1 protein-coding gene is annotated in these 820 nt (G+C 52.4%); it reads right to left on the bottom strand.

The genetic code is table 11. From position 1 onward, the window contains the following. Positions 1–52: 52 nt before the first annotated feature. A complete protein-coding gene (locus APU02_RS09730) occupies positions 53–757 on the bottom strand; it encodes an IS6-like element IS26 family transposase (protein ID WP_001067855.1) in 705 nt (234 codons plus the stop codon). Positions 758–820 lie beyond the last annotated feature (63 nt).

Raw genomic sequence — 820 nt, 5'->3', positions numbered from 1 at the left:
GGCACTGTTGCAAAGTTAGCGATGAGGCAGCCTTTTGTCTTATTCAAAGGCCTTACATTTCAAAAACTCTGCTTACCAGGCGCATTTCGCCCAGGGGATCACCATAATAAAATGCTGAGGCCTGGCCTTTGCGTAGTGCACGCATCACCTCAATACCTTTGATGGTGGCGTAAGCCGTCTTCATGGATTTAAATCCCAGCGTGGCGCCGATTATCCGTTTCAGTTTGCCATGATCGCATTCAATCACGTTGTTCCGGTACTTAATCTGTCGGTGTTCAACGTCAGACGGGCACCGGCCTTCGCGTTTGAGCAGAGCAAGCGCGCGACCATAGGCGGGCGCTTTATCCGTGTTGATGAATCGCGGGATCTGCCACTTCTTCACGTTGTTGAGGATTTTACCCAGAAACCGGTATGCAGCTTTGCTGTTACGACGGGAGGAGAGATAAAAATCGACAGTGCGGCCCCGGCTGTCGACGGCCCGGTACAGATACGCCCAGCGGCCATTGACCTTCACGTAGGTTTCATCCATGTGCCACGGGCAAAGATCGGAAGGGTTACGCCAGTACCAGCGCAGCCGTTTTTCCATTTCAGGCGCATAACGCTGAACCCAGCGGTAAATCGTGGAGTGATCGACATTCACTCCGCGTTCAGCCAGCATCTCCTGCAGCTCACGGTAACTGATGCCGTATTTGCAGTACCAGCGTACGGCCCACAGAATGATGTCACGCTGAAAATGCCGGCCTTTGAATGGGTTCATGTGCAGCTCCATCAGCAAAAGGGGATGATAAGTTTATCACCACCGACTATTTGCAACAGTGCC

The organism is Citrobacter sp. 50677481, from assembly GCF_001463265.1.
GTDB classification, from domain to species: Bacteria; Pseudomonadota; Gammaproteobacteria; order Enterobacterales; family Enterobacteriaceae; genus Citrobacter_A; species Citrobacter_A sedlakii.
Note: the sequence above shows the minus strand (reverse complement) of the source record. Positions and strands in the feature narration are given on the sequence as shown.

Coding starts and splice junctions, on each gene's coding strand:
- APU02_RS09730 (WP_001067855.1), bottom strand. CDS start 757: ATGAACCCATTCAAAGGCCGGCATTTTCAGCGTGACATCATTCTGTGG.